This is a genomic window from Aquimarina sp. AWH4_224, assembly GCF_056160245.1.
In genome coordinates this window covers 65,845-88,412 of record NZ_JBSWWU010000003.1, presented here as the reverse complement: position 1 = coordinate 88,412, position 22,568 = coordinate 65,845, and the positions used below count along the sequence as shown (strand labels likewise).

Sequence of the window (22,568 nt, the reverse complement as noted above, 5' to 3'; positions counted from 1 at the left end):
TAATATGTTAGAGTCTAAATTTATTATTATTAGCAAAGAAAATGGCATTGACAAAAAACAGCTTTCCATTTTCCCAAAACGATCTAAACAAAGGATCGTCTACCATGTAGATCATACTACCACCACCGATTCGGGCTTCACCAAAAACCAAGGAATTGTCCAGTGTTTTTAATGCGTCTTCCCCTGCAAACCCAGAAACATTTTCTGGCTTTTCAATATATGAAATATTATACCCGTCCTGTAGTAATTGATAAGAGGAACTTCCAAGTTTTAAACTGAAATAAGTATCGTCATATCCAAAAGCCATAGGATGAGAAGTGTCTACTTTTGTTTTAAAAATACTTCCCGTGATAAAGCCTTTCACACTTTCACTTTCTCTTTGGTCATAAGGGACTAGGTTACCGGTAGTTTCCTCTTTCTTGTCTTCAGATGTATTCTTTTTGAGATCAAATCCATCTTTGTTAGAAAAAGCATCTACAGCACTTGCAATTGCAATCACTTTACCTCCTGATTGTACCCATTTTTTTATTTTAGTAAGAGTACTTTTATCTAGGTATCCATTATAATACCCGTTTGGCATAATCAAAACATCAAATTGTCTCAAATCCACATCTTTGAAGTAGTTTGTGTTGATAGAAGTAACAGGAAACTGCAATTGCTGTTCGAAAAAATGCCAAATAGCCCCGTAGCTCAAAGAGGAAGTGTATTTACCTTTTAATAGTGCAATTCTTTGATTATTGATTAGTTTCACATCTGGAGATCCAAAATCTACCCCTTTGGTCGCAAAACTGGTTGATGCTGGATGTAATTTGCGTTGATGTTTATTGGCGATATCCACAACTATTTGATCATAGTTTGCAACTGTTTTATTATCACTTTTGGTAATGATCAAGCTCCCTTTTCTAAATGTATTACCATTATTTGAAAAGTCTTTTTCTGTAAATCGTACTTTAATATTTTTTTGAAGCAAATCAGCCAAAAACTGAGCATCATCTATACTATTCCATTTTGCGATGTACCCGGCACCTGATGTATTAGTAGTGTTGGTGGTATTGAGAGGTTTTGGAGTGCCATTAGTAGGAACTAATGAAGTAGAAGCCACTGCATCCAAACCATATGCATAAGGAATACTCCAGGCAGTAATATCATAAGTAAGAGGAGTACTTAACTTTGCATTAGGCTCAAAAAGAACTTTTACCATAGTACCTTTGGGTTGATTGGTGCTTACCACCAATGCGCCATTCGTATTAATGTTACTCTGGTTATTTGTTCGGAAATTAAAACCAGAAACTTTTGTGGTATTGGTAAAACCATACTTGATCCCATGCCTATCTAAAAGCTTGGTAAGTGCTTGGATTTTATCTTGCTCACCAGTCAGTACATAACTTTTGTACTTAAAATTAGTATTGGTGAAAAACTTTTTAAACTCAGTATTTAATTGTTCTGCATTTTTTGAGGCCATTTCTATGGTTGATAGACCAGTAGTGGTATGATGTAGCGCTCTATCCTTGAGAGTGAGTACAAATCCTTCGTCGGTTTGTATACCAAGCCCAGCACGACCATGTCCTGCCTGCTCATAGGTCATGCCAATTGCTCCCATAAAAGTAGGGTAGGTATCCCCATAACTTGGATATAACAGATCAAAACGTTCACGGGTAAAAAATAACCATCCTTCGGCATCAAAATATTTAGCATGGTTCTTACCAATTTGTGTCTGAAAATCTCTTTGCCAAGGGGTAATCACCTCGTGAAATGGTTCTGCCGCGGGAGCAAAGTAATACGGTTCGTTAATCCCTTGTTCATGAAAATCTACATGTATATGAGGCAGCCATTGATTGTAAACTTTTAATCGTTGTTGTGTTTCAACTTGTGTAGCCCACGCCCAATCTCGGTTTAGATCAAATAAATAGTGATTAGGTCTACCTCCAGGCCATCTTTCATTATGTTCTACAGCTACTTGATTGGTGTTATATGGGGTTGCTTTTACCTCATTATACCAATTTACATATCGATCACGACCATCTGGATTGATACAAGGGTCGATGATCACTACGGTATTTTGAAGCCAGTCGGATTTAGTGGTGATTAGTTCGTACAGGGTTTGTATAGCAGCTTCGGTTGCCGAAGCTTCGTTACCGTGTACATTGTAACTCAACCAAACGATAGCTTTTTTTGATGAGGAAACACCTTCGACTATACCAGTGTTTTTTAAATGATCTTTGCGTATAGCTTCTAGATTATTCAGGTTTTCTTCTGATGATACAACAGCATAAGTTAATGATCTTCTTTCATTGGTTTTTCCATACGATTGAAAAGTAACCAAACTAGAATGGTTTGCCACATGTTGAAAATAATCTACAACATCAGCATGACGTGTAAATTGTTCTCCTATTTCATAGCCAAGAAACTCTTTTGGAGATTGTATTTTGTTTTGAGAGTAAGTTATTAATGCTGAAACGACAAATAGCGCGAAGAATGTTTTTTTCATTTATGAATTAATAGTTAGAAATTGTAAAATACCGAGTTAAATTTAGGATATAATCTGTATTAACTAAAATTTAGGATTTACCATTACAATCTAATGTATATTTAACCTCTCAAAAAAAGTTTTCTATGCCTAGTGAGTGTATTCCGTTTAAAGAAACGAATTACTTTTCAACATTGATTTGTGATTATCTGGATCAAAAACCCGAATTGAAATCGCTGTACCACCGTTTTCCGAAAATTTCAGAATTTGAAGATCAGATCAAAGAAAAACAAGATTCTTTTTCTTCTCAGCATAGAGCAGTTTTGGTAAATGCACTCCAAAGACAATATCAAGGGTATGGTTGTTCTGAGGAAACCAAAGAAAACTTGGGATTACTTACAAGACCCACCACATTTACGGTTACGACTGGTCATCAACTTAATCTTTTTACAGGACCACTGTATTTTTTATATAAGATTGTTTCTGCCATTAATCTTGCTAAAGAATTAAAAGAAAAGTATCAAAACTATGATTTTGTACCTGTGTATTGGATGGCTACAGAGGACCATGATTTTGATGAAATCAATTACTTCAATCTATTTGGTAAAAAAATACAATGGAATCGAAAAGACGGAGGAGCAGTTGGTGTTTTTGATACCAAAGGTTTGGACAAAGTGTTTGAGGTTTTTGCTTCAGAAATAGGGACAAGTATCAATGCCAATTATCTAAAATCACTTTTCAAAAAAGCATATTTAGAACATGAAACATTAACCCAAGCCACTCGTTTTTTAGCGAATGAACTTTTTGCTGCCTATGGATTGGTAATTATCGATGGCGACGATAGTGAACTAAAGCAACTTTTTGTTCCCTATATGGAAAAGGAATTAACCGAAAAGACCGCTTATGAGCAGGTAACTCCTCAAACAGAAAGGTTGAAAGAACTAGGGTATAAAGTACAAGTTAATCCTAGAGAAATTAATTTGTTTTATCTCGATAAGGGCATTCGAGAACGTATTGTTGAAGAGGAGGGGTCTTATGTGGTTAATGAGACAGATATCAAATGGACACAGAAAGAACTTTTGCAAGAACTTAAGGATTATCCCGAACGATTTAGCCCTAATGTGATGATGCGTCCTTTGTATCAAGAGGTGATTTTACCTAATTTATGTTATATCGGTGGAGGAGGAGAGTTAGCGTACTGGTTGGAATTGAAAAAATATTTTGAAACTGTAGCTGTTCCTTTCCCTATGTTGTTGTTGCGTAATTCGGTACTTATTCAGACCGAAAAACAAGCTGCAAAAATTAAGAAACTGGATGTCTCTGATAAAGAACTGTTTTTGAAGCAACATGAGTTGATTAATAGAAAGGTGCGTAGAATATCAAATATCGATATCAATTTTGATCCACAACGTCAACATCTTCAAGCACAGTTCGAAGAGATGTATGCTTTGGCAAAACAGACCGATGTTACTTTTTTGAATGCTGTAAAAGCTCAGGAAATTAAGCAGCTCAAGGGGTTGGATGTGCTAGAAAATAGATTGCTAAAAGCACAAAAACGCAAACTAGGTGATCAGGTTAAACGCGTAACGGTGTTGCAAAATGAATTATTTCCTAATCAAAGTTTACAAGAACGAACGGTCAACTTTTCAGAAATGTACCTAGAATACGGAACGAAATTAGTACCTACACTAATAGAACATTTACAACCTTTGGATGGAGAATTTACCATTTTGAAATGTTAGATGATTAATCATCGATTAAGGAACCAAAAATGAGTCTTTCCATTCCCCTTTTTCTTTACGGAATAAGACACGAAGGTGGTTAGGGCGTTTAAGTCGTAAATATTCAATTTTACTGGGGATAAGTTTTATAGCAGTAAAAAAGTTGTCTTTATCCAAAAACTCTATGTTTTGTGGGTTGTTGATAGCTTCGCCGGGAGCGTGTTTTGATCGGTAATCTTTTCGTGATTTTTCAGGAATCTGTTCCCAGATGGTTTTCAAGATTTGCGGATCTTCTACAATTTGGGCTTTCGCTTTTATCGATAATTGAATCAAACGGTCCGAATCCAAAAAAAGTAAACTTACCGTATCATGTTCTCTGATATGGGTTATTTTTTTAGATCTTTTGTCGGTGTAGATAACCATATTGAGATCATTATCTGTCTCCCGTAATACAACGGTCCTTAATCTTGGTGTTCCATTAATACTGCATGTGCCCAGGGTAAAATATCGAAAAGGATGACCAACCGTTTTGGAAGCTTCCTGTAGATCTCGTAGTATAGAAGAAAAGATAACTGGTGTCATGAGAGTGTGTCAAGATTCTGTACTATAAAATTAACCAAAATCATAGAACATAAAAAGACATCTTGGTTAAGATGTCTTTATGAAATGAATATTCTATTTTTTATTAGTTGTCACAGGCTCCTTCGATGTCTTTGGAGATGGTTTCGGTTTCGATTAATCGGTTGATGAGGTTGGTTCCTCTTACCGTTACTTCGATGTAATCACTTTGCACATCTGTGATCACTCCTGTAAAGCTATTAAAAGCAAATTGAGTGGTTATTTCTTCTCCGGATAATGCTTTACCATCTTCTTGATAGTTTCCTTTAATTCTGAAGCGTTGCACATATGGGATTCTTACATTTTCATAAGTCTGATATACATCTGCTACGGTAATGGCAGTTCCCGGAGGTACTTCCTGAGTGCGTTCTGTCGAAATTTCTGTGGTTCTGGTTTCTTCAAAAGAACCGGATCTGGTGCTCGTGTTTGTACGAGATTTACTGAATGAGTAGCTGCCTGTCACTGAACTTCGTACGGAGCCTCCTGCACCAAAGAATTTTGTAGAAACTTCTGCTTCTATGGTTACCGAAACCGAATACTCTTGTGTTGTGCTTACTGACATCGATTCTTCCCATCCCAGAACTTCTTTGGTTTCTAGTGATTCTGATCGTCCAATAGTTTGCTGTAAGGTTCCACTACTACAATTTCGTAAGGTACTGTTATAGGCTTCCGAAGTTGCCGATGGAGGAAGAATGGGATGCATGAACTTTGACTCAATAGGCTGTATGTCCCAATCAATATCAAAAGACAAAATCCTAAAATATGCGGGTTCGGAATTGGTGTTGCCAGCGTTAAGGCGGTCATTAATCAAAACTAATGGATTACCTGTAAATGTTGGAGTGATGGTATATAAACCCGCTTCTACTTTTTCAATCCTGAATTTATAATTTGGAGGCGCGCCAGTGTTATTGCCTCCATTTCGGATCAAATTAGCTTTGCTTTGAATACGAAGCTCAGAATTTGCCGGAACGATATATAAATAATGGATATCATCCCCATTGTGAACAGCAATAGTAAACACTCCTTCTTCTCCAGGAACTTCAGCAAATCTATAGGTGGTAAAGGTTTCTGTGTTTTCAGAATTGTAATCCAAATCAGCAAGTTTACTGGCAATTATGGGTGTATTAAGCAATACAGTATTTGGGAAAAAAATAGAGTTAGGCGCTCCGTAGATTTTGTTTGAGCCCTGATTCACTATTTGGACATAGTGCCTCACATCCTCCCGAAGATTTACTTTTGCATATAGGTCTTCGAGGTTGTCTGCAGGAATATGTTCTTCAGATGGGCTAGGGGTAAATGAGAGCTTTGTGATGGATTTTGTGGCTAGTTCATTCTCATTTTCATCAAGAACACGAACAGAAACAGGAACCCCGTCTTTGAGTTCAGCTTGGGCTTCTTCGGGCAAATCTTCATTTTTTAACGATAAAGTAGCTAGATTGTTAAATTTGTCGAAAAGTATCTTTTGACTATAATCGCCAGTGGTTGCAGTAACTGTAATATCTGCAGTGGTAGGTCGATATCCTTTTCTGGCAATGTCTCTTGCATTAATGCTAATACCAATTGCCCCAAGATCTGTCTCAAATTCTTCCAGATCTATCCCTGGTAGTTCTTCTACTCCAGTGGTTGGAGGTGGTAGTTCGTTTCCATCATCTTTGCTGCATCCCAATATCCATATGGATAACAACGTAAGTAGTAGTACTTTTTTTGTGTGATTTTTCATAATACGTCTATTATTAATTACTATGTTTTGACATCTATGTGTTTTGCGTATGGCAGTCTTTAAACGGATCACCTGTACGACATTCCAAAATTGCTTTAGATAAGTGCTATTTAAAAGACCATAAATACCGAAAATGTAAAACCGTGGAAAATACTTGTTTTGTAATGGTTATTACTTGTTAATAGATTGATAGTTAGTTGATAAGGTTTTTTTTGAGTAGCTTTAATGTTGAAAAAAGTTAACTCCTAAAAATCACACAAATGGAAAATGCAATCACACAACAAGAAGAGGAAAGTACCACCACATATTTCAAAGATTGTCGAAATAATTGGTGTAAAGAAGATGTGCTAAAATTAGCAAGACATTTTCATAAATGGGATAAGCTAACCGGACAACATCACAGGGTGGATCATTTTATTTTGAGTAAAGAAGATATTAAAAGGTTGAATAAGATAAAAACTAATCAACCCATTGAGAATGTCAAGATTTGTTTGGCGCTACAGGATGATAATGTTGAAGAAGTTACGTTTTGTCCTTTTTTGATGATCAATGACAAAGAAGATCTTGTTTTTGAATTTATACCGATCGTAAAAGTTGGATTGACAGCAGAGTATGTTCCGGAAACCTTCAAGAAAATGATTTGTGATAACTGGAACGAAATTGATATGCACTTGATCGATGATTTGTTTCATTGTAATGATGTCAATACCAGAGTTCGGGTATTACATTATTCAATAGGAAATCAAAATGAAACAGATCAAAAAATTATGAAGTACATAAATGAGATTCTTGGTAATATCACAGGAATCACATTGTATCCAGGAGTGGATATGAACAAGTTTTCTAAAAAAGATATGATTTCTTTTACGCCAACATTAGGGTTTAATACCAAAGGAGTTAAAGAAAATCATATGGGGCTCAAAGGGGTAGTAGAAACAATGTCCGGTCCCGATGAGGCATTGGTGGAGTATCTTACACCATGTCCTCCTACTTGTACATAATACTTGGTATTTCATGATATACGAATTTTAATTGTTGATTAGATGAGTGAACAAATGTTTAAGAACCTAACTCTGGTTGCCTTTATATTGTTGTTTGTTCCAGCGGTAATATTTTTGGTGAGATCCAAAGTTTTGACCGCTGTGCAAAAAAAGTTAGCCATCCTGGTTTTGGTGACACTTTTGGTTGAGGTAATTTCAAGGATACTGTGGTATAAAAAAATAAATAACCTGCCTATTTATCATTTTTATACGGTCATCGAATTTCTTCTAATTCTCAACATATACAAAGAACCTTTACGTAAAGTGTTTGATGTCAAATACCTTGTCATAATTGGTGTTGGTTTTGCCGGGTTTGCGATACTGAACACAATTTTTTTTCAGGATTTGTTTACCTTTAATTCTAATGTAACTACCCTTATGGGATTGCTTGTTGTTGTTTTTGCTTTGAGTTACTTTTATGCTTTACTTAAAGAGGTTAAGTATAGTGCATTGGAGACGAATCCTATGTTCTGGATCAACTCCGGTTTTTTGATCTATTTTTCTAGCAATTTAATACTGTTTTATATGAATAACAGCTTGTTCAAAGAAGTGTCTGAGGCTAGTTTGATTCTTTGGGGATTGCATGCCATCGTGAATATCGTATTAACCATTTTTTATACCATTGCGCTATGGGTGCGTCCGAAGAAGCTATTACACTGAAGATTATCATCATCGGTATGGGTGTGATTTTTATGTTGTCTTTATCTGTAATTATATTTTTTATTATTTATCAAAGACGTTTGCTTGCACAGCAGAAGAAACATCAAAAAATCGAGTCAGATTATCAAAAAGAACTACTAGAGACTGCAATCCTAAGCCAGGAAGAAGAACGTAGTAGAGTAGCCAAAGAGCTTCATGATGAAGTTGGAGCCATGCTCACTACAACAAAATTGTATTTTGGGCAGATCACACCGTCCTTGCCTGCAAAAGAGTTAGAGGAGATCACCAATAAGATGACGTCTTTTTTGGATGATATGATTCAAAGTGTTCGAGGGATTTCTCAGGATTTGCGACCAGTAATTTTAGAAAAACTTGGGTTGATCGAGGCTTTACAGAGTTTGGTGCAAACCATTGATGATACAGGAAAAATTCGTATAGATTTCAAAGATAATACCAGTAAAATAGTACCTAAACCAAAAGAGCTTAATCTATACAGGATTGTTCAGGAATTAATCAATAACACCCTAAAACATGCAAAAGCTAAGAACATTGGTATAGAAATCAAACACGAAAATGACACTCTGGTTCTATTGTATCAGGATGATGGTATTGGTTTGAATCATAAAGGTCTTTCCAATAAAAAAGGCTTGGGCCTTAAGAATATAGAAAGTCGACTTTCGGTTTTGTCAGGTACCATGAATTTTTTGAAACCCAAAAAAGGAATGGCAATTAGAATAGTATGTTAGTGTATTTTGAAATTTAACACCACCGTAAAATGGCAACAATAAAACTTGGTTTGATAGATGATCATAACCTTTTTCGAGAAGGGATAAAATCATTGTTGAATAAAATCTCAGACATTCAGTTGGTATTGGAAGCTGTGAGTGGTAAAGATCTTCTTGAGCAACTGGATCACATAGTTCCTGATGTGATTCTACTAGATCTGGAAATGGAAGAAATGAATGGTGTGGATACCACGATAGCGTTGAAGAAGACATTTCCAGACATAAAGATAATTATCCTCACCATGCATAAAGAAGAACGTATGACTTCTTATCTCATGGAAATAGGAGCAAATGGATATCTCCTAAAAGATACGAACCAAAAAGAATTAGAAGAAGCAATTCGATCGGTATACGAGAAAGGAGTTTATTTTAATTCCTTTGTGTCTCAAGCATTGCTGAAAGGGCTTAAAAATAAAGCCAATAAGCCACCTGCCATAGGGAAAAATTACCAACTCACATCCCGGGAGTTAGAAGTGCTGGAATTGATTGCCAAAGAATACACTACTACCGAAATTGCGGAGCAATTGTTTTTAAGTACTCGTACCGTAGAAGGGCATAGAAAAAACCTAATCAGCAAACTTGGGGTGAAGAATACTGCGGGTTTGATAATGAAAGCAATAAAAGATAAAATTATTTCTGTTTAACGTTATGAATAGTGTAGCCAAGATCTAAAATATTTGCAGCTTTTCTAAAATTACTAGTTGGATATAAAATTATACCGATTAGGATTTCAAGGTTATCAATTTAATTTTATTTTTGCCTATGCAAAACAACAAGGTACTTATTCTGGACTTCGGTTCACAGGTTACACAACTTATTGGGCGTCGTGTGAGAGAGCTCAATATCTACTCAGAAATACATCCCTATAACAAACCTCCAAAAGATATTGACGCATATAGCGCAGTGATATTATCCGGGAGTCCTCTATCTGTTAGAGGAGACGATGTAGCACACCCCGATCTTTCCGAAATAAAAGGTAAAAAACCATTACTTGGTATTTGTTATGGTGCGCAATACCTCGCTCATTTTGGGGGCGGACAAGTAGCTGCTTCGAATACTCGTGAATACGGTCGAGCAAATTTGTCGTATATCAATGGAAATGAACTATTTCAAAATATTTCTGAAGGTTCACAGGTTTGGATGAGTCATAGTGATACCATTAAAGAGTTGCCTACGAATAGTGTGCTTTTGGCAAGTACCCATGATGTGAAGAATGCCGCATTCAAAATAAACGAAGAAGATACCTATGCGATTCAGTTTCATCCTGAGGTGTATCATTCAAAAGATGGAACACAGTTATTAAAGAACTTTTTAGTTGATATTGCTGGTGTAGCTCAGGATTGGACTCCAGATTCATTTGTAGATGAAACGGTAAGTAAGTTAAAAGAACAGCTGGGTAATGATAAAGTAGTGTTGGGACTTTCTGGAGGGGTAGATTCTTCAGTAGCTGCAATGCTACTGCATAAGGCTATAGGAAAAAACCTGTATTGCATTTTTGTGAACAATGGATTACTTCGTAAAAATGAATTTACCGATGTATTGGCGCAGTATAAAGGAATGGGACTTAACGTAAAAGGAGTAGATGCTTCGGCACGCTTTTTGGAAGCCCTAGCTGGTGAAAAAGATCCTGAGAAAAAACGCAAAGCTATTGGGCGCGTATTTATAGAAGTTTTTGATGATGAAGCTCATGCTATTGAAGATGTAAAATGGTTGGCACAAGGAACAATATATCCAGATGTAATAGAGAGTGTTTCTGTCTCTGGAGGCCCTAGTGCGACGATCAAAAGTCATCACAATGTAGGAGGATTGCCAGATTATATGAAGCTAAAAATAGTAGAGCCTTTAAAGATGTTGTTTAAAGATGAGGTAAGACGGGTAGGAGCTTCTATGGGAATGAATAAGGAGCTATTAGGGAGACATCCTTTTCCTGGTCCGGGACTTGCAATTAGAATACTAGGGGATATTACTAGTGAGAAAGTTCGTATTTTGCAGGAAGTTGATGCTATTTTTATAAATGGTCTTAAAGAAAACGGACTATACGATAAAGTATGGCAAGCAGGAGCGATATTGTTACCTGTACAGAGTGTTGGAGTTATGGGAGACGAAAGAACCTATGAAAACTGTGTGGCACTCAGAGCGGTAGAAAGTACAGATGGAATGACGGCAGACTGGGTAAATCTACCTTATGAGTTTTTACAAAAAACTTCGAATGCAATAATAAACCGGGTAAAAGGCGTTAATAGAGTAGTCTATGACATCAGTTCGAAACCGCCTGCTACGATCGAGTGGGAATAAGAACGATACTATAATACTCCGGTTTTTTGAAATTGGGAAACAAAAGATAAGTTTAGATGAAAAAGTATTTATTGATTTTTTTACTGTTTTTTGTGGCGTTTTCGTATGCGCAGCAATATAAGAGTCATACTGTTGTAAAAGGAGAAAATGTATACAGAATAGCAAAGCAGTATAATACTACTCCAGAAGCCATTTACAAGATCAATCCTACAGCCAAAGATGGTATTCAGGAAGGAGAGATTTTGGCTATCCCAATTACAGATGATCAAGAATACAAGACTCATGTAGTTGAGCAAGGCGATACGGTGTATAGCCTGTCCAAGAAATATGAAATTACTGTCGAAACTATCTATTTACTAAATCCAGAAGCTGTAAATGGCATTAATGTTGGTCAAATTCTTAATGTAGGAAAAGCCGAAAAGAAGGAAGAAACAAGCATTGAGAATACCGAAGGAAACAAACAAGAGATTTTGGATAGTTTAAAGGCAGAAGATCCGGAAGATAGAAAGGTGGTTCGGTACATTACACATAAGGTAAAAAGAAAGGAAACCTTGTATGGGATTGCAAAAAAATATGATATCACAGTAGAGGACATCAAAAAATTCAATAAACGATTGTATTCTGAGCAAATTAAGAAGAAAGACAAATTAAGAATACCGGTTTATGAGAAAAAACAAGTTCAGGAAACCGTTATAGATAGTGTTGATTCTCGATTGTCCAGAACGACAAAATATGTGATAAAACCTAAGGAAACCAAATTTGGTATTGCTAGACGACATGGGATTACCATGAGTGAATTAGAGCAGATGAACCCAAATATGGATCCTAATTTTCCAATTGGGATGGAGATTACGGTTCCTACAACCATTTTTGTTTCTCTAAAAGATTCTTTGCAACCTGGATTCCAATTGTATGAAATACCTCCAAAAGAGACGATGTTTAATTTGGTAAGAAGGTTGGATATTTCGGCAGATTCTCTGTTGAAAATGAATCCTTATATCAAAGATGGATTAAAGGCAGGAATGGTAATTACAATTCCGGAGCAAAAACCTGTAGATACCTTAAGTGTAGATGTAATAAGAGGAGAACGATATATAGATTTGAGCAGTAAACTGTACAATTTTAAACCTAAGAAAATTGCAGTGATGCTTCCGTTTAGTGTAGATACCTTGGATTTGAATGCTAGGCAGGAAATAGAAGAACAATTAAAGAATAAACAAAGCTTACGGATTTCTTTAGATCTATACAGTGGTGTTTTGATGGCGATCGATTCTGCAAAGGCAAGGGGGATTACTACAGAATTAAATGTATATGATACGCATAAGAATAATAATGGCGTGCATATCAAAAGAATTTTGCAGGAAAACAATTTTGATGATACCGATGTAGTTATTGGTCCTTTGTATCAATCTAACTTAGAAGTAGTAGCTGCAGAGTTAAAAAAGTACAATACTCCGGTGTTTTCTCCTGCTTCAAGAAGGGAATCAAATTTGTATGACAATTTCTTCCAGACCCGACCTTCTAACGAAATGTTACAGGAAAAAATAATTTCTTTTGTAGAAAAAGATACTACCGATAAAAATATTGTTCTTATCGTGCAACAAGGTAAAAAGTACGAAGAAATTAACGGGAAATTAGCAGCTAAATTCCCAGGAGCTAAGGTTGCCAAAATAGAGGAAGGGAATTATTTGTATGAAGTACATCTTAATAAGGTGTTAGATAAAAATAAACCAAACTGGGTTTTCCTGGAATCGAGTGATGTGGCTATGATTAGTAATGTTATTCCTTTGCTAAATGCCAAGGCAGAGAGTCATAAAATAACGTTGTTTACTACTGACAAAAACAGTGCTTTTGATGATGATAATATTAAAAATGAGCACTTATCCAAACTGCATATGCATTACCCATCTGTGGATAAAGAGTTTGATGATGAGGATGAAGAAGAAGGGGAAAAAAATACTAGAAAAGTGTCTGATTTTGAAAAGAAGTACAAAGAGCGATATGGCGTGTTTCCTAATAATTGGGCAGTACGTGGGTTTGATATAGCTTATGACGTTCTTATGAGATTAGGTACGGCAGATGATGTTTATCATGCTGTTTCTTTTGAAGGAACTACCGAGTACGTAGAGAATAAATTTAACTATGCAAAAAAGCCCTTAGGAGGATATTATAATAAAGCAACTTACCTTATAAAATTTGAAGATGACCTGAAGCTCAAAGTAGTAGAATAACCTGATCTTCAAAATAGTTACTTGTACGAATTGGGAAATTTTTATTTGATTCTTAATAAAAATTAAAATTTCCCTGTAAAAAAAATGTATTTTTTTATATATTTGATACTGTTAAGGTTATCTTAGATGAGATCGCACAGATTGTTCTAAGGTTCTTGGCACTATAATTGATTGTAAGGAATACAATTGGAAATTTATCCAAATTAGATTTCAAAAGCACGGTATTATTGGGATACAAAGCATTTTGGAATCCACAAAAAGGCTGTTTTATACAGAGCAAGCAATATTTGCCCCATATTGTCTCTTCAGCGGTATAAAACGGAAGAAGTATAACTTTGGTTGGGCATAATTGTTACAATTATGATGAAAAACTTTATTGTTATTTTATTTTTACTTTTTGCCGGTAACAATAATGGCTATGTGGGGAAATTCTCGTATACGGAAAGAAGCGAGCTGGCTTGGTCGGATTTTAGAGGCAGACCCCATTCCACAAGTCACTTTGATGCAAGTGTGAATACGGGGATAACTTATCAATGGTCTTATGGGAAAGATAAAGGAGACATAGAATTGGATTACCAGGTAGATAGTTTTTGCTACCCTTCCTTGTCGTGGGTTAAAAGAGGTCAAATGTCAGATTACCTATTAGCTCATGAGCAATTGCACTTCGATATATCAGAGCTTCACGCTAGAATCATGAGGAAAAGATTGAAAGAGTATGATGCGGGCGGCAATATACGTAGAGATTTGAACAAAATGTATAAGCTTGTAGAACGCATGAGAATTAATATGCAGGAAAGATATGATGAAGAGACTGAACATTCTAAAAATAAGGAGGCTCAAGCAAAGTGGCAGAAAAAAGTAGAAACCTTAATGTGGTTTTATCGCGAGTACGAATAACATTCAATCTTAATTTAGCCTACGCTTACCAATAATTGAACACACAACTTCAAAAAGACTTTCTGATAGCCTTGGCCAATGCCAAGATGCCTTTTGGCAAATATAAAGATAGATATCTCATCGACCTTCCGGAGTATTATATTGTTTGGTATAAGAATAAAGGATTTCCAAAGGGAAAACTCGGGCAACAGATGCAAACAGTTTACGAACTTAAAGTAAACGGTTTAGAATATTTGGTAAGAAATATTAGAAATATGTAATATCACATGTTCACAAATTGAAATCCTGCCAATTCCTGATTTCTTAGGTCTATTTCTGTTTCGTTAAGCAGAATACCGTGTTCTACAAAAGCCTTCAGATTTGCTAACCAAAATGTCCATCCATTGCTACAACCATGATGTATGTTCAGTTTGCTATCGTCGTCTACAGGGATGTCAAATTGTTTCAAAGTCACTAGAGTGATGCCTTCTCTTTCCTCTAATTCAACAGAAACCTTCGAAGACTCAAAAGAAATCTCTATATAATTCCTGTCATTTGCTTCCAAAACTTTTCCGCTCTCAGAACCATCCCAATTGTGCCATTGCCAGGTATAGGTATCCCCTTTTTGAATAGGCTCGGTTGGATTTCGTTTTATTCCATCAGAATTTTGATATGTGGCATTTTTTAGAAACCATGAAGTAATACCTTCTTCAGTACCCCATAAACGATATAGTCCTTCGCTGTTGGCCTTGATGTAGATCTTTTTGGTGAAAGAATTCCATTGTAACTTTTTCATGATAACTTGTGTTTTGAATCCTTATAAAGGTACAGAAAAAGAAGATTTTGGGATACGACAATCAGGAATAAAGGAATAAAAAAAATGCGTCTTTGAAAAGACGCATTTTATATATTGATATCACTGCTTATTGATTATGCAGATTCGGTAACTTGTGAAAATAAATCTACATCCACTTGGTTCTTTGTAAGATCCTCAAAAGTTTCTCTTTTACGAATTAAATGAGCTTCTCCATTATACCATAAAACTTCTGCTGGTCGATAACGAGAATTGTAATTGCTGGCCATAGAAAAACAGTAAGCGCCTGCGTTTTTAAACGCAATGATATCACCTTCGGTGATTTCAGAAATTCTTCTGTTGGTAGCAAAGGTATCTGTCTCGCAGATGTATCCTACAACCGAGTAAAAACGTTCTCTTCCATCGGGATTAGAAACATTAACGATCTCGTGGTGAGAATTGTAAAACATCGGTCGGATTAAATGATTAAATCCACTATCGATCCCTGCAAAAACTGTTGAGGTCGTTTGTTTTACAACATTCACTTTGGCTAAAAAATAACCCGCTTCACTTACCAAGAATTTTCCTGGTTCAAAACCAAGCGTCAACTCTTTTCCGTATTCCTTGCAAAAACTGTTAAAACGTTTAGTTAGTTTTTCTCCAAACTCTTCGATATTGGTTTCTATATCTCCTTCTTTATAAGGTACCTTAAATCCACTTCCGAAGTCAATAAAATCTAAGTCTTTGAAATTACTAGCGGTTTCAAACAAAATTTCGCTGGCATACAGGAATACCTCAACATCCAAAATATCACTACCTGTATGCATATGGATACCATTGATAGTCATATTGGTGTTTTCTACAATTCTTAAAATGTGTGGGATTTGATGAATGGATATCCCAAATTTACTATCGATATGTCCTACCGAGATTTTGCTATTTCCTCCTGCAAGTACATGAGGATTAATTCTGATACAGACCGGAGTGTTAGGGTGTTTAGAACCAAACTGCTCAAGAATAGAAAGATTGTCGATGTTGATTTGTACTCCTAACGCAGATACTTCCTCAATTTCTTGTAAAGAAACGCCATTAGGTGTGAAAATAATATCTTCTGGTTGCACTCCTGCTTTTAATCCCAATTGTACTTCCTGTATAGAAACAGTATCTAGACCTGCGCCCAACGAATTTATTAGCTTTAAAATAGCAATATTAGAAAGGGCCTTTACGGCATAGTTCAACTTTACCCGTTTGACCTTCTTAAAGGCATTAGAAAGGCGGTTGTACTGTGCGATAATTTTTTCGGAGTCATATACATAAACTGGACTCCCGTGCTCTCTGGCTACTGCTAATAAATGTTCATTTGTCATTGTGTCACAATTTAAGCCTACGAAATTATCAATAAAAAAATACAAATCGATAGGGGATTGCAAAAAAATCTATTGCTTAAGTATATTTTAAGATTTTTAACGGCTGTTTAAGCAGGATAACGAGGAGTAATTAGTAATTTTAAGAAAAAAACATGTTGCCTCTTTTTCCATTACAATTAGTAGTTTATCCCGGAGAACGATTACCACTTCATATTTTTGAAAAAAGATATCAGCAATTAATTGCTGATTGCGAAGAAGAAGGTATCACCTTTGGAGTTCCGACGTTTATCGATAAAAAATTAGAATACGGAACAGAGGTGAAATTGCAAAAAGTTGCAAAAAGGTATCCAAACGGAGAAACAGATGTTGTTTGTATGGGGCAACGAATTTTTCGTATCAAAGAATTTTATCATGAGTATCCTGGTAAATTGTATGTAGGAGGTGAGGTAGAGTATCTTGATGATAATAGCAGCAGTGCCCAAGAGCTTCAGGAAGAATTACTTAAAAATATAGCGATCCTTTATGTAGAGTTAACAATTGATAACCCTCCTGTTTTTGATATTCCTTTTGTAAGTTATCAGGTCGCTCATAAGGTTGGTTTGGCTTTGCATCAAGAATATCACATGCTCACGCTGCGTAGTGAACTCGAGCGATTAAATTATTTGATAGGTCATCTCAAAATTACCATACCCGTTGTAAGAGAGATGAATAGGGCTAAAGAGGTGATCAAAATGAATGGCCATTTTAAGAATTTTGATCCCCTGGATTTTGATGATTTTAAGATGTGATATTTTCTCTTTTTTTTACTCTAAAAAAGATTGGCACAATATCTTCACTTTTCCTATTTTTGGAACTCCTTAAAAAAGGTAATTTTACAGCTCTTAATACACTATTAAGATCTGTTGATAAACGTAATAAATAAGAACAAATGAACTTACACGAATATCAGGGTAAAGAGATATTAAGCAGTTTTGGAGTACGTATCCAAAGAGGAATTGTGGCTCAAAATGCAAACGAAGCAGTTGCTGCAGCAAAACAACTAACTGCCGAAACAGGTACTGGGTGGCATGTTATTAAAGCTCAAGTTCATGCAGGTGGACGAGGAAAAGGTGGAGGAGTAAAGCTTGCTAAAAATTTGAAGGAAGTTGAAGAGATTGCAGAGCAAATTATCGGGATGAATTTGATTACTCCGCAAACTTCTGCAGAAGGTAAAAAAGTACATCAAGTACTAGTGGCAGAAGATGTGTATTACCCTGGTGATAGCGAACCAGATGAGTTCTATATGTCGGTATTGCTTAATCGAACTACTGGACGTAATATGATTATGTACTCTACAGAAGGTGGTATGGATATCGAAACTGTGGCTGAAGAGACACCACACTTAATTTTTACTGAAGAGATTGATCCATCCGTTGGAATTTTACCTTTTCAAGCAAGACGTGTTGCTTTTAATCTTGGTTTAAGCGGTGGAGCATTTAAGGAAATGGTGAAGTTTGTAATGGCTTTATATACTGCTTATGTGAAATCTGATGCTTCTTTATTCGAAATCAACCCTGTTTTGAAAACTAGTGATGATAAAATCATGGCGGTTGATGCCAAGGTGACTTTGGATGATAATGCATTGTATAGACATAAGAATTATGTTGACATGAGGGATATTCGTGAAGAAAATCCTATCGAGGTTGAAGCTAAAGAAGTAGGATTAAACTATGTCGACCTAGACGGAAACGTAGGTTGTATGGTAAATGGAGCTGGTTTAGCAATGGCTACTATGGATTTGATCAAGCAAGCTGGAGGAGAACCTGCAAACTTCTTGGATGTAGGGGGTACAGCTGATGCAAAACGTGTAGAAACAGCTTTCAGAATAATCTTGAAAGATCCAAATGTAAAAGCTATATTGATCAATATTTTTGGTGGTATTGTAAGATGTGACCGTGTTGCTCAAGGGGTAGTAGATGCCTATAAAAACATGGGAGATGCGATCAATGTTCCAATCATTGTAAGATTACAAGGAACAAATGCTGACATAGCAAAAGAATTGATTGATAACAGTGGTCTTGATGTGCAAAGTGCTGTACAGTTCCAGGAAGCTGCGGACAAAGTACAGGAAGTTTTGGCATAATATAGCATCACTTTCTAATAATATAAAGCGGCTATTTAGGCCGCTTTTTTTGTAACCTAAATACTATGAAACAAGATATCAAAACAATAGTAGAAAGCTTAAACATGGAGCCGCATCCTGAAGGTGGTTTTTATAAAGAAACTTATAGGAGTACTAATGCTATACCTCGAGGTGTATTGGGAGATGAATTTACCGGAGATAGAAATTATTGTACTGGGATTTACTTCTTGTTGACTTCTCAAAATTTTTCCGCTTTCCACAGGATCAAACAGGATGAAATGTGGCATTTTTATACAGGTTCTTCTCTATATGTGCATGTCATAGATCCTGATGGAAATTATCACCGGCAAACCTTGGGGATAAATTTTGATAATGGAGAATTGCCGCAATATGTTGTTCCTGCAGGTTCTTGGTTTGCTTCCAGCGTTAAGGATGAAGATAGTTTTTCCTTGGTTGGATGTACCGTTGCTCCAGGTTTTGATTTCGATGATTTTGAACTGGCAAATAGAAAATCTTTAATCGAAACATTTCCCGATCATAAAGAGTTGATTAGCCAGTATACGAGGATATAGGTTATTTGCCGATGATATAGTTGATACTTACGGTTGCTAATTCGGAATTTGGGAATTTAGAAAAATACTTTTCATCACTTTTCAGCTGAACTTCGTCGATCACCTTAAGAAACGATTCAATTTCAAGAATATACTGATCAGAAAAGCCATGCGTAGCATCATAGGCAGTTGCCGCTGTTTTTCCTAGGTTCTTTGCTGTTAAACTTGCAGCAATGGTATGTAGTTCAATAACAATTAGGCCAAACTTCTCAATATATGGTTTCCATTTTGAGAAATGGTCTTTTAGGTTGCGTTCTACATCATTGTTATGAAGTCTTTTGCCTCTGTAAGCAAATGCTCCTGTAGAAATGCTTGATGCGTCTAATTTTGAGGAAGGAGTGTCCCAGATACGGTTGTGATCCAGGAATGTTCTAACGGATAATAAATCCTTTAATTCGATGGTATAGTTTTCTTTTAAATCTTTTTGTAGTAAATCGGGGTCACTGATATCTCCCCAGATTACCTTGGCCCAAATATCTGCTTGTATAAGATTGGCTCTGGTTACCTTTAAGGCTGCTTTATTAAAATCGGCGCCAACCAAAAACAATGGATAATCATCAAGGTGTTTTCCGCGTAATGTTTTTGACTCGATCACTTCAAACAGATGGATCAAAAAAGCTCCATTACCACATCCCATATCCAAAATTCCTTTGGGTTGTTCGTCCAAAGGTTTGTTGAATAAACTAATGATGATTTCATCAATTTTTTTGAAGTAAGTAGCATGTGCACCTCCGCTTCCCCAAACGTTCATCTCACGGTCAACATGGGTTTCATTTTCACTTTGTGTGTTCCACAACACATTGGGATCCCCAAATAATAAGTCGTCCATTTGCCGAAACATTGGAATGTAAGAAACGGTTACACCATATGCCGAAGCTCTCTTGGCAAAAAAGAGCCCTTTTTCTGTAAAAGTATAGTTGTCATTAGACTTGCTAAACCATCCTAAATGAGATAGGAAAGTAAGAATGGTGTCAAAACTATCAGGAAAACGATGGTATTCATCCGCACTAAAGGAAGCTTCCATAAAATATTTGTGAAACATTCCGCCCATACCAAGGTGTACTGTTGTAGGTCCTACCAGCACTCCTTCAATATGCTTTAAGATTTGATCTTGTATTTGGTTAAGCTGTTCATCAGAGCTTTTGGTAAGATGAAATCGATTCTTATATTGATCAAATAGCTTTTCAAGTTTATGAAAAGGCTTGAGTTCAAATTTGCGAGGATGAAATTGACCTGAATATGCTAACAATTCAACAACATCTTTATAGGTAGAAAACAAGGAAAAGGCTATTTGTGATTTTTTGTTGGTAGCAATAGTCACATTATTGTCTTGTGCAGAATAGGTCAGCCAGCCTTGCGCTCCTAATATACGTAGAGCTACGTTCAAATACCCTTCATTTGCTTTTAGATCTTTAGCAATCTGTGAGATTGTAACTTTTTGGTGTTCCAATAGATAATCGGTAACCTTATTTTTTGATAATGAATATGCGATAGGAACAACTACAATACCGTCTAAGTGGCGAAATAACTCTTCTCTATATTGTTGTTTTTGAGCGGTTGTGAGCATATGTTTTGATTGAGTATTTGAACTGTTATGTGCTGTAAAACGTAATTTCTTTTGCTAGTACTTCCAGCAATCGTGGTGTATTGCTACTCCTTTTTATTAGTATCGGTATTCCTTTTGTCGGGCATAGGACCTCTAAGATGAATGATTAATCCATTCAAAAAATTCCGAAGAATCTGATCACCACATGCCTTATATTTTGGGTGATTTTCATTTCTGAAAAAAGCGCCAAGTTCACTTTTACTTACTTTAAAATCTACCAAAGCACATATTTTTACGATGTCGTCATCCCTGAGTTTATGGGCTACTCTAAGTTTTTTGAATATATCGTTGTTAGTAAGAGGCATAGTTTTGAAGAATGTTATGTTTGTTATGTCAATGTTGTAAATATAATTTGAAATTTAGTAATTTCGACAAAAAGTAAACGGTTAATGCATAATAAAGAAGAAAAGTTAAGTCTGCTTTCTGAAATGATTCAGTTTGCAAAGGCAGATAAAGATTTCAAAGAACAGGAGTACCATTTTATTCTAGCAGTTGCTAGTCAGTTAGGAATAAGTAAAGAAGAAATTGATGAATTGAATAAGAATGCTGTAGAGAAAAAGAATTTACATCCCGAATCTCAGCGGATTCTTCAGTTCCATAGATTAGTACTATTGATGAATATTGATCAGGAGGCGTCTCCTACAGAAATACATCAAATAAAAGAAATTGGATTGCATATGGGGTTACGGCCAGAGGCCATAGATACTGTGCTCGAACGCATGCATGATTACCCTAATAAAGTAATTCCTCCACAGGAGTTGATTTCTATTTTTAGTCGTTTTTATAATTAAAAATATATAGTCATTATGAAAAACATGTTCTTGTTAGCACTGCTACTGGTGTCTTTTTTTTCAATAGCTCAACAGCAGGGAGGAAGTTATATTTTGACAAAGGAAGGAGAAAAAATTAAAATTGTACCTGGCGAAAAAATCTCAAATAATGCCCATGGAAGCATTACTTATATTTATAAAATGAAGTATAAAAAAATCGATGGGGATTCTGCAGCTTTTGGACGAAAATCAAAATCTATCAAAGTAAAAAAAATAGAAAAAGTAATTGATGGGGAAAGGTTATATGTTCCTGTATATAACAAAAATAACAAGGTTGAAAAACTCTGTAGAATTATTGCTTACAACGATAATTATATATTAGGGTATTATTACTTGTTCAATGATATGGCAACACCAGATGGAGGGGTTGTAAAAGAAAGAGAGCGCTATGTAATATTGGATAAGGAATATAAAATATTAAGTGAAAAAAGAATATATGATTCAGGTGATAAGAAAAATGAAGAGAGTTTTGTTGAACTGAAAGAGAAGTTTGGTGCATGTTTAAACAGAGATGATTTTTATGATAAAGTCCCAATCAAATTCATACCGTTGAAGTTTGGAAGAATGAAAATCGAAAAAGGAGAATCTTTAAAGTTTTTACATAATGTAAACCAGTTGGACTGCAAAAGTTAACTTCTTCAATGCATAATAAGTGACGCCTATTACCTATGTAATAGGTTTTTTTATGTCGATAATTCAGTAAAAACGCCATTTTGTCATTGTTCAATGTTAAATACAAGACAAAATGTCATTAAAAATCAATTGGAATTCAAATTGCTATGTATAAAGTGAATTTGAAATTAAGATTAACCTTAAAAAATACAAT

The 22,568-nt window shown here is 35.6% G+C and carries 21 protein-coding genes; 14 read left to right on the top strand and 7 right to left on the bottom strand.

Annotated features, from left to right (window positions below; all coding sequences use genetic code 11):
* Window positions 1-7: 7 nt before the first annotated feature.
* Complete coding sequence (locus ACXAGJ_RS06405; RefSeq protein ID WP_474838190.1) at window positions 8-2,488, bottom strand: M14 family metallopeptidase; 2,481 nt, start codon at window positions 2,486-2,488, stop codon at window positions 8-10.
* 125 nt (window positions 2,489-2,613) lie between these two features.
* On the opposite strand from ACXAGJ_RS06405, the gene bshC reads away from it, so the two are divergent.
* Window positions 2,614-4,209, top strand: coding sequence for a bacillithiol biosynthesis cysteine-adding enzyme BshC (gene bshC / locus ACXAGJ_RS06400; RefSeq protein ID WP_474838188.1), 1,596 nt, complete (start codon window positions 2,614-2,616; stop codon window positions 4,207-4,209).
* 15 nt (window positions 4,210-4,224) lie between these two features.
* On the opposite strand, the gene ACXAGJ_RS06395 is transcribed toward bshC, so the two are convergent.
* Window positions 4,225-4,770: a pyridoxamine 5'-phosphate oxidase family protein gene (locus ACXAGJ_RS06395; RefSeq protein WP_474838186.1), complete on the bottom strand. Its 546-nt coding sequence runs from the start codon at window positions 4,768-4,770 to the stop codon at window positions 4,225-4,227.
* Window positions 4,771-4,873: 103 nt separating this feature from the next.
* A complete protein-coding gene (locus ACXAGJ_RS06390; protein WP_474838184.1) occupies window positions 4,874-6,526 on the bottom strand; it encodes an ETX/MTX2 family pore-forming toxin in 1,653 nt (550 codons plus the stop codon).
* A 260-nt stretch (window positions 6,527-6,786) separates the two neighbouring features.
* Here ACXAGJ_RS06390 and ACXAGJ_RS06385 point away from each other — a divergent pair, with 260 nt between their 5' ends.
* The 8 genes from ACXAGJ_RS06385 (at window position 6,787) to ACXAGJ_RS06350 (ending at window position 14,694) form a co-directional block, all read left to right on the top strand.
* A complete protein-coding gene (locus ACXAGJ_RS06385; RefSeq protein WP_474838182.1) occupies window positions 6,787-7,527 on the top strand; it encodes a hypothetical protein in 741 nt (246 codons plus the stop codon).
* 42 nt (window positions 7,528-7,569) lie between these two features.
* Window positions 7,570-8,226 carry a hypothetical protein gene (locus ACXAGJ_RS06380; RefSeq protein ID WP_474838180.1) on the top strand — a complete coding sequence of 219 codons (657 nt, stop codon included), beginning with the start codon at window positions 7,570-7,572 and terminating at the stop codon, window positions 8,224-8,226.
* Window positions 8,196-8,972, top strand: a complete 777-nt coding sequence (locus tag ACXAGJ_RS06375) for a sensor histidine kinase (protein ID WP_474838178.1) — start codon at window positions 8,196-8,198, stop codon at window positions 8,970-8,972. Before ACXAGJ_RS06380 ends, ACXAGJ_RS06375 begins: the two co-directional genes overlap by 31 nt.
* Window positions 8,973-9,001: 29 nt before the next feature.
* A complete protein-coding gene (locus ACXAGJ_RS06370) occupies window positions 9,002-9,655 on the top strand; it encodes a response regulator (RefSeq protein WP_474838176.1) in 654 nt (217 codons plus the stop codon).
* A 118-nt stretch (window positions 9,656-9,773) separates the two neighbouring features.
* A complete protein-coding gene (gene guaA, locus ACXAGJ_RS06365; RefSeq protein ID WP_474838174.1) occupies window positions 9,774-11,306 on the top strand; it encodes a glutamine-hydrolyzing GMP synthase in 1,533 nt (510 codons plus the stop codon).
* Window positions 11,307-11,362: 56 nt separating this feature from the next.
* The gene (locus ACXAGJ_RS06360; RefSeq protein WP_474838172.1) at window positions 11,363-13,537 is read left to right on the top strand and encodes a PBP1 and LysM peptidoglycan-binding domain-containing protein; all 2,175 of its coding nucleotides are present in this window, start codon (window positions 11,363-11,365) and stop codon (window positions 13,535-13,537) included.
* 360 nt (window positions 13,538-13,897) lie between these two features.
* On the top strand, window positions 13,898-14,434 hold the full coding sequence (locus tag ACXAGJ_RS06355; protein ID WP_474838170.1) for a DUF922 domain-containing protein: 537 nt from the start codon (window positions 13,898-13,900) through the stop codon (window positions 14,432-14,434).
* Between the two features lie 35 nt (window positions 14,435-14,469).
* On the top strand, window positions 14,470-14,694 hold the full coding sequence (locus tag ACXAGJ_RS06350; RefSeq protein WP_474838168.1) for a DUF3820 family protein: 225 nt from the start codon (window positions 14,470-14,472) through the stop codon (window positions 14,692-14,694).
* A gap of 2 nt (window positions 14,695-14,696) precedes the next feature.
* Here ACXAGJ_RS06350 and ACXAGJ_RS06345 read toward each other — a convergent pair whose 3' ends face one another.
* The gene (locus ACXAGJ_RS06345) at window positions 14,697-15,209 is read right to left on the bottom strand and encodes an SRPBCC family protein (protein WP_474838166.1); all 513 of its coding nucleotides are present in this window, start codon (window positions 15,207-15,209) and stop codon (window positions 14,697-14,699) included.
* A 134-nt stretch (window positions 15,210-15,343) separates the two neighbouring features.
* Window positions 15,344-16,573, bottom strand: a complete 1,230-nt coding sequence (gene lysA, locus ACXAGJ_RS06340; protein ID WP_474838164.1) for a diaminopimelate decarboxylase — start codon at window positions 16,571-16,573, stop codon at window positions 15,344-15,346.
* Between the two features lie 152 nt (window positions 16,574-16,725).
* Here lysA and ACXAGJ_RS06335 point away from each other — a divergent pair, with 152 nt between their 5' ends.
* The 3 genes from ACXAGJ_RS06335 to ACXAGJ_RS06325 all read left to right on the top strand — a co-directional run bounded on the left by ACXAGJ_RS06335 (window position 16,726) and on the right by ACXAGJ_RS06325 (window position 19,267).
* Window positions 16,726-17,361: an LON peptidase substrate-binding domain-containing protein gene (locus tag ACXAGJ_RS06335; protein WP_474838162.1), complete on the top strand. Its 636-nt coding sequence runs from the start codon at window positions 16,726-16,728 to the stop codon at window positions 17,359-17,361.
* A 140-nt stretch (window positions 17,362-17,501) separates the two neighbouring features.
* Entirely contained in the window at window positions 17,502-18,695 is a 1,194-nt protein-coding gene (gene sucC / locus ACXAGJ_RS06330) for an ADP-forming succinate--CoA ligase subunit beta (RefSeq protein ID WP_473281340.1), read from the top strand.
* A gap of 65 nt (window positions 18,696-18,760) precedes the next feature.
* Complete coding sequence (locus ACXAGJ_RS06325) at window positions 18,761-19,267, top strand: cupin domain-containing protein (protein WP_474838159.1); 507 nt, start codon at window positions 18,761-18,763, stop codon at window positions 19,265-19,267.
* Window position 19,268: 1 nt separating this feature from the next.
* Here ACXAGJ_RS06325 and ACXAGJ_RS06320 read toward each other — a convergent pair whose 3' ends face one another.
* Together ACXAGJ_RS06320 and ACXAGJ_RS06315 are read right to left on the bottom strand one after the other, a co-directional pair.
* Window positions 19,269-20,873, bottom strand: a complete 1,605-nt coding sequence (locus ACXAGJ_RS06320) for a class I SAM-dependent methyltransferase (protein WP_474838157.1) — start codon at window positions 20,871-20,873, stop codon at window positions 19,269-19,271.
* An 83-nt stretch (window positions 20,874-20,956) separates the two neighbouring features.
* The gene (locus tag ACXAGJ_RS06315) at window positions 20,957-21,217 is read right to left on the bottom strand and encodes a DUF1456 family protein (RefSeq protein WP_474838156.1); all 261 of its coding nucleotides are present in this window, start codon (window positions 21,215-21,217) and stop codon (window positions 20,957-20,959) included.
* 84 nt (window positions 21,218-21,301) lie between these two features.
* Between ACXAGJ_RS06315 and ACXAGJ_RS06310 the strand changes: the two genes are divergently transcribed.
* Together ACXAGJ_RS06310 and ACXAGJ_RS06305 are read left to right on the top strand one after the other, a co-directional pair.
* Window positions 21,302-21,703 carry a TerB family tellurite resistance protein gene (locus ACXAGJ_RS06310; RefSeq protein WP_474838154.1) on the top strand — a complete coding sequence of 134 codons (402 nt, stop codon included), beginning with the start codon at window positions 21,302-21,304 and terminating at the stop codon, window positions 21,701-21,703.
* A gap of 15 nt (window positions 21,704-21,718) precedes the next feature.
* Window positions 21,719-22,375 carry a hypothetical protein gene (locus tag ACXAGJ_RS06305; protein ID WP_474838152.1) on the top strand — a complete coding sequence of 219 codons (657 nt, stop codon included), beginning with the start codon at window positions 21,719-21,721 and terminating at the stop codon, window positions 22,373-22,375.
* Window positions 22,376-22,568: the final 193 nt, after the last annotated feature.

What these genes read in the sequence shown, in the direction of transcription:
- guaA (WP_474838174.1), top strand. Translation starts at nt 9,774, where the DNA reads ATGCAAAACAACAAGGTACTTATTCTGGACTTCGGTTCACAGGTTACA.
- ACXAGJ_RS06325 (WP_474838159.1), top strand. Translation starts at nt 18,761, where the DNA reads ATGAAACAAGATATCAAAACAATAGTAGAAAGCTTAAACATGGAGCCG.
- ACXAGJ_RS06320 (WP_474838157.1), bottom strand. Translation starts at nt 20,873, where the DNA reads ATGCTCACAACCGCTCAAAAACAACAATATAGAGAAGAGTTATTTCGC.
- ACXAGJ_RS06335 (WP_474838162.1), top strand. Translation starts at nt 16,726, where the DNA reads ATGTTGCCTCTTTTTCCATTACAATTAGTAGTTTATCCCGGAGAACGA.
- ACXAGJ_RS06345 (WP_474838166.1), bottom strand. Translation starts at nt 15,209, where the DNA reads ATGAAAAAGTTACAATGGAATTCTTTCACCAAAAAGATCTACATCAAG.
- ACXAGJ_RS06390 (WP_474838184.1), bottom strand. Translation starts at nt 6,526, where the DNA reads ATGAAAAATCACACAAAAAAAGTACTACTACTTACGTTGTTATCCATA.
- ACXAGJ_RS06315 (WP_474838156.1), bottom strand. Translation starts at nt 21,217, where the DNA reads ATGCCTCTTACTAACAACGATATATTCAAAAAACTTAGAGTAGCCCAT.
- ACXAGJ_RS06310 (WP_474838154.1), top strand. Translation starts at nt 21,302, where the DNA reads ATGCATAATAAAGAAGAAAAGTTAAGTCTGCTTTCTGAAATGATTCAG.
- bshC (WP_474838188.1), top strand. Translation starts at nt 2,614, where the DNA reads ATGCCTAGTGAGTGTATTCCGTTTAAAGAAACGAATTACTTTTCAACA.
- ACXAGJ_RS06305 (WP_474838152.1), top strand. Translation starts at nt 21,719, where the DNA reads ATGAAAAACATGTTCTTGTTAGCACTGCTACTGGTGTCTTTTTTTTCA.
- ACXAGJ_RS06405 (WP_474838190.1), bottom strand. Translation starts at nt 2,488, where the DNA reads ATGAAAAAAACATTCTTCGCGCTATTTGTCGTTTCAGCATTAATAACT.
- ACXAGJ_RS06360 (WP_474838172.1), top strand. Translation starts at nt 11,363, where the DNA reads ATGAAAAAGTATTTATTGATTTTTTTACTGTTTTTTGTGGCGTTTTCG.
- ACXAGJ_RS06380 (WP_474838180.1), top strand. Translation starts at nt 7,570, where the DNA reads ATGAGTGAACAAATGTTTAAGAACCTAACTCTGGTTGCCTTTATATTG.
- ACXAGJ_RS06370 (WP_474838176.1), top strand. Translation starts at nt 9,002, where the DNA reads ATGGCAACAATAAAACTTGGTTTGATAGATGATCATAACCTTTTTCGA.
- ACXAGJ_RS06375 (WP_474838178.1), top strand. Translation starts at nt 8,196, where the DNA reads ATGGGTGCGTCCGAAGAAGCTATTACACTGAAGATTATCATCATCGGT.
- ACXAGJ_RS06355 (WP_474838170.1), top strand. Translation starts at nt 13,898, where the DNA reads ATGATGAAAAACTTTATTGTTATTTTATTTTTACTTTTTGCCGGTAAC.
- lysA (WP_474838164.1), bottom strand. Translation starts at nt 16,573, where the DNA reads ATGACAAATGAACATTTATTAGCAGTAGCCAGAGAGCACGGGAGTCCA.
- ACXAGJ_RS06395 (WP_474838186.1), bottom strand. Translation starts at nt 4,770, where the DNA reads ATGACACCAGTTATCTTTTCTTCTATACTACGAGATCTACAGGAAGCT.
- ACXAGJ_RS06385 (WP_474838182.1), top strand. Translation starts at nt 6,787, where the DNA reads ATGGAAAATGCAATCACACAACAAGAAGAGGAAAGTACCACCACATAT.
- sucC (WP_473281340.1), top strand. Translation starts at nt 17,502, where the DNA reads ATGAACTTACACGAATATCAGGGTAAAGAGATATTAAGCAGTTTTGGA.